The organism is Rhodopirellula sp. UBA1907, from assembly GCF_002337565.1.
In the GTDB taxonomy this organism is placed as follows: Bacteria; Planctomycetota; Planctomycetia; order Pirellulales; family Pirellulaceae; genus Rhodopirellula; species Rhodopirellula europaea.
The window spans coordinates 1-8,115 of sequence record NZ_DDGH01000012.1; the positions used below are offsets into that span (position 1 = coordinate 1).

Consider the following 8,115-nt stretch of genomic DNA (forward strand, 5'->3'; position numbering starts at 1 on the left):
AACTTCGTTTCGGGAGAGGTACGGTGTGCGAAAGCAGCGTTAATACCTTTATCAACAAACTGCACGACCTCTTCGCTCGGGGTGATTGAGCAAGTCCTGGTACCTCTGCTGATCTCAGTGATTCAGCAAACCGGGCGTGTCTTTTTGCGTGACTCGCCGAAAGATGTCCTGCAACAGGATTTGTTCCAGCGTCGTGTCGCGTCCCAAGGGAATCCATCCGAGAGTTTGCGGATTGTCGTCGAAGTCATCCACACGACTGGTGCGTGAACCATCGTGACGTTGTCCGGCGGTGGTTTCGGTCGCGTACTGAGTTCGATCGGTGTCTTCCAAGTCCTTTTGGACGATGATCTCGACGGAATAGCCGTTCGAGTGCGGACGAACATGGACGATCGCTCGGCGTCGGATGGATTGCAGTGTGCTTTGCAAACGTTCGAATCCGGGCGAGCTGTCTTTCCGCCACGGTTCCAAAATGGAACCACCGACTTTGTAGCTCGTTTCGAGTCGACCTTCGAGAACGGCACCAGGTTGATTGACCACCGGTTGCTCCCGAGAGACCCGAAACACATCGTCGACCGCGTCGACCACCTGCAACCACAGAAAGTCAGCCGGAACGGGCGGTAGATCCAACGGATTGGGAACGTACTGCGGCGGCATGTCGGTTCCAAGCCGATACGCAAGTTGCCCACAACCGGCCGACATCAACGCCAATCCGCAAAGGACCAACCACTGCACGCGAAAGGTACAGCGTTGGTGCTGGGTTCGGTGGTGGCAAACGCGTTGGTTCCGAGTCGAGCGATGTCGTGATGCGCAATTGGCCATTCCGCCTACCTTTGCATCGCCGGTCGAGCAGACACCTGGATCAACGGTTTTGCTTCCGGAAAATCGTCGGGATAGAACGACCAGACAGGAACACGTTGGCGAACCTCGACCATCACGTTTTCCTGGTCCGCACGAATTTTTTGCTGACGAAGAATGTCTGAGATATCGTCTTGAAGCTCTCCAACCGGAGTCACTCCAGCGTCTTCGCGTTCCAACACTCTGATGATGTGATACGCATCCGTATCCTCGATGATCTCGCTCATCTTGCCGGTTGGCAACGAGAAAATCTGCTGATCGAGAGTCGTCGAAACCAAAGAACCTTGGTTCGTCCAATCATGCAATCCGCCTGAACTCGCAAACGGTTCTTCACTCTTTGCTTTCGCGACCGCTTGCATGTTACCGCCATACAACGCTTCGCGTCCCATCTCGGTGATTGCGTTCATCGCCGCATCGCGGGTTGGATGATTGCTGAACATGACCGTCAGCTGCTCCCAACGAGCCCGAGCTTTGTGTTCGTATTCGGATTGATGTTCCTGGTAGTACCGCACAATCTCGGAAAGCGAGACCGAGGGATCTTTGTTGACCTTGCTGCGGATGTACAAGCTCCCCAGCATCTGGTCCATGAATTCGCGTTGGCGGAATGCGAGCGACGATCCTTCTTTGCGAAGAAGATCATCGAGTTCCGCCTTCGAATCCACTTTGGCTTTTTTCATCAGCCCGGGCAGTTCCGTTTCATAGAACATCTGACGAGCCTTGGCGGCCATCGTCGCTTCCGCTTCGCGACGCTTGTCCGCAGCAGCGGTTCCAACTTGTTCCAATAAAAACGCTTCGCGAAGCATTCGACTTTGGATGGTTTGGACGAGCAGGCTGCGAGTCATCCGCAACTTCACGTAGTGCAGCTCGTCCTCCGGCACTTCTCCACTGGCTTGCGAGAGCATGCGAGAAAGCTGAGCATCCACGCGTGGTTTCAGCTCGCCAAGCAGAACTCGTCCTTGTCCAACAACGGCCATAACGGTCGCGGGATCGGTGGGAAGCGGTATTTTCTTTGCTTCTTCCACTTCTGCGGGGGAGGGCATCTGCGCATGCACACGCGGCACTGCCATGGCGGTTACCCCAATCACCAACGCAATCCAAGCGAAACAACGAGGGACAACGTGATGGCAGGGCGAAGGCATGGTGACCCCAATTCGCAACGGAAACAAATGAATGAGTTCGGCTTGTAGAGAAATCGAACGCGCATTGGCAACCGCGATTTAGCGACAATCGATGGATGAACAATGGTTTTCCCTCGTATATCGACTCGGTGTCGCATTGCTGGCACCGTCACCAGGCGAAACAATGCGTGAAACCCTGACCGTGAAACCGCTCCACTTCGATTGAAACCAGCCATGGATTATCGCCCTGTCCAACTCGACGACGCCTTGGAAAACGACCTGCGGCAATTGGTCCGTCTTTCGATCGCAGAGGACTTGGACATCGCCGTCGACTGGACCACGGTCGCCATGATCGCACCCGAACGCCGCGGTGCCTGCCAGATCGTCCCTCGATGCACTGGGATCGCGGCGGGGATCGCTTTGGCACCATGGATCGTCGATGAGTTCGATGCCGATTTGGAAGTCGAGGTTTTAATCGACGAGGGTGCTCCATTGGTTCCCGGAAAACCGATCGTGCGGCTTTCAGGTTCGGCCAGGGATCTGCTGACCAGCGAACGCGTCTTGCTCAACATTCTTTCGCGACTGTGCGGGGTCGCGACCTTGACCGGACGATACGTCGAAGCGATCGGCGAACACACCGCTCGACTGTATGACACTCGCAAAACGACGCCCGGTTGGCGACGGCTCGAAAAGTATGCGGTGCGTTGCGGCGGTGGCCATAACCATCGCACCGGCCTGTACGATGGCTTTCTGATCAAAGACAACCACCTCGCTCTCGGTCGCAGCGAGAACGATCCATCCTCCAAATTGACTGCCGGCGAAGCGGCGACCCGAGCCGTCTCAATGCGGGGTGCCAGCGTCAATCAATTGGTTGCCCCACCGATGGTTGAAATCGAAGTCGACACGCTGGAGCAATTTGAACAAGTCGCCACGACGGGCATCGACATTGTTCTGCTGGACAACTTTTCGTTGGATGACCTTCGCCGCGCGGTGGCTCGACGAGATGAGCTGGGCGTGACACTCGACTTGGAAGCATCAGGAAACGTCACGATCGATACGATCGGCAACGTCGCTGCGACTGGCGTGGACCGAATCAGCAGTGGAGCTTTGACGCATCAAGCGACGTGGTTGGACCTGGGGATGGACTGGCTCGACGGGTTCGCGACCTAGTGTTGGGGAAATCAGGCCGTTGGTAGCGGTCATTCACTTCCTCTTTGTACACCGACCATGCCGTCAACTCACTCGGACGCTCCGCCTGCATCGTCGAAGTCCGCCGATTCACCTCAATCGGTGTCCATCCTGGGCAGCCGGCACTGGTATGACTTCGTTCAGCCGTGCCTGGATTCGGCATCGATTTTGGCATCCTTGGTGATGGTCAAATTCGCTGCGAGAGGTCATGTCGACGATGCATCCTTTGCGATGGGATTGATCGCGGTCATCGTGTTCTTTCTCTGCAGTCAATTGACTGGACTGCAACGAGGCGACCGTCGCGCGTGCACCGACAGCGAAATCATTCGCGTCATAACAACATGGACGTTGACGATCCTGGTTTTAGGAGTCATCGCCTTTGCCACTCGCTACGGACAATACTTTGCTCGATCGGTAATTCTTTCTTGGTGCGTGCTGTGCCCCGCCATGATCGGCCTCTCGCGGATGTGTCTGCGAATCGTGCAATACGGATTGCTTCGTCGCGGGGTTGGTGTTCGACGAGTCGCGATTGCAGGCTGCAATACCCTCGGACATCAAACACAATCCAATATCGAATCGGACTCATCGCTCGGCCTGCAGTTCGCCGGCTTCTACGATGACCGCAATTTCACTCGCGGAAAAAGCGACAATGGAAGTGGCGAAACCGGCTGCAATGATTCAGATGAACTGAACTCAATCGAATCCGAACCAGCGGTCTCACTGCAAGGCGATTTGAATGACCTGATTGCCGCGGCACGTTCGGGCGAGATCGAAACGGTGCTTGTGACCCTTCCCATGCGAGCCGAAAAGAGAATCCGGTTTCTGCTGGACGAACTGAGTGACTCGACCGCATCCGTCTACATCGTTCCCGATTTTTTCGTGTTCGAACTGCTTCACGCGCGCTGGACCCAAGTCGGCGGTCTGCCGGCGGTCAGCGTCACCGAATCGCCGATGTTCGGCATCGACGGTGTTGCGAAACGGGCGGCGGATTTGATCATCGCGACGGCTGGATTGCTCGCGATTTCTATTCCGATGTTGCTCATCGCGGCGGCTGTCAAACTGACATCGCCCGGCCCGGTGTTTTTCCGTCAACGTCGCTACGGTTTGGACGGCCAAGAAATTCGCGTTTGGAAATTCCGCTCCATGACGACCTGTGATGATGGTGCGGTCGTCAAACAGGCCACCGCCAACGATTCGCGAATCACCCCTCTGGGAGCGATCCTCCGGAAAACCAGCCTGGACGAACTCCCCCAGTTGTTCAACGTGATCGAAGGATCGATGTCATTGGTCGGACCGCGGCCTCACGCGTCCGCACACAACGAACAATATCGCGGTTTGATCCGTGGTTATATGATGCGGCACAAGGTCAAACCGGGAATCACCGGACTGGCCCAGGTCAACGGCTGTCGCGGCGAAACAGAAACGGTCGATAAAATGGAACAGCGAATCCATTTCGATCACCAATACATTCGCTCTTGGTCGTTGTTGCTCGATATAAGAATCCTGTTCCGAACGCTGCTTGTCGTTTGGAAACAACCCGAAGCGTACTGATCCCACCCCTCGCATCGATGTCACATGTTTCCCTTGCTGCTCATCGATGGATACAACGTGATCGGGCCGGTGGCTCCTCCGTCGCGTGGTGCATCAGCGAACTGGTTGCAGGACGAACGCCAGTTGCTACTCAACCGATTGTCGGAACATCTGACCGACATCATTCGCACTCGCACATGCGTTGTCTTTGACGCTCGCAATCCGCCGCATGGCGTGAGCGATCGAATGTCGTTCGCCGACATGGATGTTCGTTTCGCGGTCGGCTACCCAGAAGCGGATGACTTGATCGAAGAACTGATCTTCCAACATCCAAATCCAAAGTCATTGACTTTGGTGTCCTCCGATCACCGTCTACACGCCGCCGCCAAACGCAAGAAAGCATTGCCAATTGATTCCGATGTTTGGTTGGACGCGTTGTTGGATGGGCAGATCCAAATGGCCAAGCTTCCGAAAGAAAATTCCAAACGAAAACGTCCCAAGCAGTCGGACAGCCTATCTGCTGAATCATCCGACGAAGCGGCTTCGAGCGGACCAACCCTGGACGCGATGCTGGACACCGACGAAATCCAGAAGTGGCTCGATCAGTACGGTTCGGATTGAGAGCGGAAACGCAATCACAACACCCCAAACCTGACTCAGCCGACGCTATGAATGCACTCTCGCGATCGTCAGGTTTCGCATTGGCCTCCCGTGTATGCTGTGGCCTTCGTAGACCGATGGTCCCTTTTGAATTTTGACTCTTGGCGGATTTGACTGAAATGGCTCTGGTGTTGACTCGTGGACTGGTTGCCTTCGGATGTCTCGCAATCGCATCGGCGGCCCCGGTGCTGGCTGATGGACCGGCTGACAACCAAGCCGAAAACGTTCGTCCGATTCCGCCGGCAGGAATCGAAGTCGACGCGGAAGCAGTGGATGCTCTGCAAGCCAAAGCTGCCGTGGTTCGTTACCGCTGGCATCAATTGGTCGACGCCGCGAGCATGGACAAACAAGGATCAACGGCACTCGCTCGATTGATCGATCTCGAACCCGAAGTCCTGGTGTTTCCTCGTGCGGTGGAGATGACGATCGAGCAATCGATTTTTTACTCGCCCAAAGCATTGGTGGACGCGGAGCGATTGTTGCAAATTGCCAACGAACGAATCGACCGGATCGCCGCCGGTGCCTCCTGGGCCGAGGTGGTGGGCCTGGGTACGAGCAACGAAAAGCAACTGCTTGCAGGTGGCTATCGATCCAAGATCGACGATTCGTTTCAACCCTACGGTGTGGTCGTTCCAGCGAACGTGAACGCCGTGGACGCGTTGCCGATCCGAATGGATGTCTGGCTGCACGGCCGAGGCGAAAAGGTTTCAGAGTTGGCGTTTCTAAACAAACACAGCAACCATCCAGATCGTTACCGAACGGGCAACGAACCGATGCCCCAATCCGCCATCGTCGCCCATCCATACGGCCGCTATAGCAACGCGTTTAAATTCACTGGAGAAGTCGATGTTCTGGAATTGATCGATTACCTGCAGCACCGCGTTGCCATCGATGATCAACGCATTGCCATTCGCGGATTTTCGATGGGTGGTGCGGGATGCTGGCAATTCGCGACGCACTATGCCGATCGATTCTTTGCTGCCACGCCCGGCGCAGGATTCTCCGAAACGCCGCTATTTCTGAAAGTGTTCCAAGGCGAAGACGCCGCCGGAACCGCTCCCGCCCACCAAAAAACTTTGTGGCAACTATACGATTGCCCACCGTGGGCCGCCAATCTGCGCAATCTGCCGACCATCGCCTACAGCGGCGAAATCGATCGACAAAAGCAGGCCGCTGATGTCATGGAATCAGAACTGGAGAAACACGGCATCGACTTGGTGCACTTGATCGGTCCTCAAACCGCTCACAAGATCCATCCCGATGCCAAGCAAGAAATCGCACGCCGGTTGGATTTGATCGAACAACAGATCCAGCCCGGCGTTCCCCGCAACGCCCACCTGACAACCATGACGTTGCGGTATTCGAAGATGCACTGGATGGAAGTCACTGGCATGCAACAACACTGGTCACCGGCCACCGTTGATGCAGCGGTAATACGACATCCCGCTGACTCGGGCGAGCAGATTGAGATCGAGTGCGAAAACGTGACTCGCCTGCGTGTGAACTTCGACGCAGGGCAGTGGCCAGGAAAACCCAACGGACGTGTGGGCGTGATGATCAATGGAAACCAGGTCACCAACGCTAGCAACGGCCCGATGGTGGGATCCGATCGTTCTTTCGCCGCCGAATTCATGTACGACGGAGAATGGAAAATTGCCACCGAAGACTCCACTTCGCTTCGCAAGCGGCCTGGGCTTCAAGGGCCGATCGACGATGCCTTCTTGGACCGATTTGTCTTTGTGATGCCATCGGGAACTTCCGCCGATCCGATCGTCGAAAAGTGGATTCAAGAGGAATCGAAGCACGCCATGGATCATTGGCGATTGCACTTCCGAGGTGACATTCGTGTGATCCAAGACACGGATGTCGACGCGGCAATGGTAGCGGATCAAAACGTGATTCTGTTTGGCGATGCCACCAGCAATCAAGTGATTGCACAGCTGCTACCCAAACTGCCGCTGAACTGGACCAAGGAACAAATCCGCATTGGAAACAATGAGGCCGACAGGGCAGGGCACGTGCCAGTGATGATCTACCCCAACCCGGAAAGCCCGAATCACTACGTCGTGATCAACAGCGGATTCACGTTTCGCGAATACGACTATTTGAACAACGCACGTCAGACCCCCAAGCTACCCGACTGGGCGATCTTGAATGTCAGCAAAGGCTCGACTTTCCGCGACCCAGGCAAGGTCGTCGCGGCGGGCTTCTTCGATGAAGCATGGCAACCGAAGTGATTCAACGAGGTGTGAGGGTTTGATAATCATCGAGTTTGAAACGCACGAAATACCGTTCGTTCGGCGCCTCCCGATTGGCGTTCGAAAGCGTGGTGAGTATGGTCACATGGTGCTGTTCGAAACCCAGTTTCGCCCAAACCAACTCGCTGGCGATGACAAAGGGCCCTCCGCTCCCCATGTCGGTCTCGCTCAATTCGCGTTGTGCAACGGCAGCGTGCGTGCGATCACGCAAGAAATCGATGCGGAAATCTACAACGCCCTCGGCCGCCGCAATGGTGGTGAAGTCATTGACTCCGACGGTTTCTGAATCGTTCTGCGAATGGTTGAAATTCGGCTCCTTCCGATTCGAATGACCATCTAAGCAGGTCGGCAGGAATGATCGGGCATAATCATGTGAGCCGTTTGGGCGTTAGGCTGGGCTGCGAAATGTTTGATGTTGGCGTTCGGATAGCGAATGCAATTTTCCTTCCGGCTCGCTGTCTTTCTTCATCCTGGTAGGGATGTCAGATGGTAGCCGGGGGTTGCTG

7 protein-coding genes are annotated in these 8,115 nt (G+C 55.6%); 5 read left to right on the forward strand and 2 right to left on the reverse strand.

What is annotated here, in order from left to right; all coding sequences use genetic code 11:
* Positions 1 to 114: 114 nt before the first annotated feature.
* Together B2R17_RS03105 and B2R17_RS03110 are read right to left on the reverse strand one after the other, a co-directional pair.
* Entirely contained in the window at positions 115 to 699 is a 585-nt protein-coding gene (locus B2R17_RS03105) for a hypothetical protein (RefSeq protein WP_286762810.1), read from the reverse strand.
* A gap of 125 nt (positions 700 to 824) precedes the next feature.
* A complete protein-coding gene (locus tag B2R17_RS03110; protein ID WP_008668364.1) occupies positions 825 to 1,877 on the reverse strand; it encodes a peptidylprolyl isomerase in 1,053 nt (350 codons plus the stop codon).
* Between the two features lie 330 nt (positions 1,878 to 2,207).
* On the opposite strand from B2R17_RS03110, the gene nadC reads away from it, so the two are divergent.
* The 5 genes from nadC (at position 2,208) to B2R17_RS03135 (ending at position 7,895) form a co-directional block, all read left to right on the forward strand.
* A complete protein-coding gene (gene nadC, locus B2R17_RS03115; RefSeq protein WP_286762805.1) occupies positions 2,208 to 3,143 on the forward strand; it encodes a carboxylating nicotinate-nucleotide diphosphorylase in 936 nt (311 codons plus the stop codon).
* A 57-nt stretch (positions 3,144 to 3,200) separates the two neighbouring features.
* Positions 3,201 to 4,712 carry an undecaprenyl-phosphate glucose phosphotransferase gene (locus B2R17_RS03120; protein ID WP_286762806.1) on the forward strand — a complete coding sequence of 504 codons (1,512 nt, stop codon included), beginning with the start codon at positions 3,201 to 3,203 and terminating at the stop codon, positions 4,710 to 4,712.
* Positions 4,713 to 4,736: 24 nt separating this feature from the next.
* On the forward strand, positions 4,737 to 5,312 hold the full coding sequence (locus tag B2R17_RS03125) for an NYN domain-containing protein (RefSeq protein ID WP_286762807.1): 576 nt from the start codon (positions 4,737 to 4,739) through the stop codon (positions 5,310 to 5,312).
* A gap of 140 nt (positions 5,313 to 5,452) precedes the next feature.
* On the forward strand, positions 5,453 to 7,588 hold the full coding sequence (locus B2R17_RS03130; protein WP_286762808.1) for a prolyl oligopeptidase family serine peptidase: 2,136 nt from the start codon (positions 5,453 to 5,455) through the stop codon (positions 7,586 to 7,588).
* Between the two features lie 106 nt (positions 7,589 to 7,694).
* Complete coding sequence (locus B2R17_RS03135; RefSeq protein ID WP_286762809.1) at positions 7,695 to 7,895, forward strand: DUF1559 domain-containing protein; 201 nt, start codon at positions 7,695 to 7,697, stop codon at positions 7,893 to 7,895.
* The last annotated feature ends 220 nt before the right edge of the window (positions 7,896 to 8,115 follow it).

Excerpts from the sequence above, each read along its gene's own strand:
- B2R17_RS03105 (WP_286762810.1), bottom strand. The coding sequence starts at position 699 with ATGTCGGCCGGTTGTGGGCAACTTGCGTATCGGCTTGGAACCGACATG.
- nadC (WP_286762805.1), top strand. The coding sequence starts at position 2,208 with ATGGATTATCGCCCTGTCCAACTCGACGACGCCTTGGAAAACGACCTG.
- B2R17_RS03120 (WP_286762806.1), top strand. The coding sequence starts at position 3,201 with ATGCCGTCAACTCACTCGGACGCTCCGCCTGCATCGTCGAAGTCCGCC.
- B2R17_RS03125 (WP_286762807.1), top strand. The coding sequence starts at position 4,737 with ATGTTTCCCTTGCTGCTCATCGATGGATACAACGTGATCGGGCCGGTG.
- B2R17_RS03135 (WP_286762809.1), top strand. The coding sequence starts at position 7,695 with ATGGTGCTGTTCGAAACCCAGTTTCGCCCAAACCAACTCGCTGGCGAT.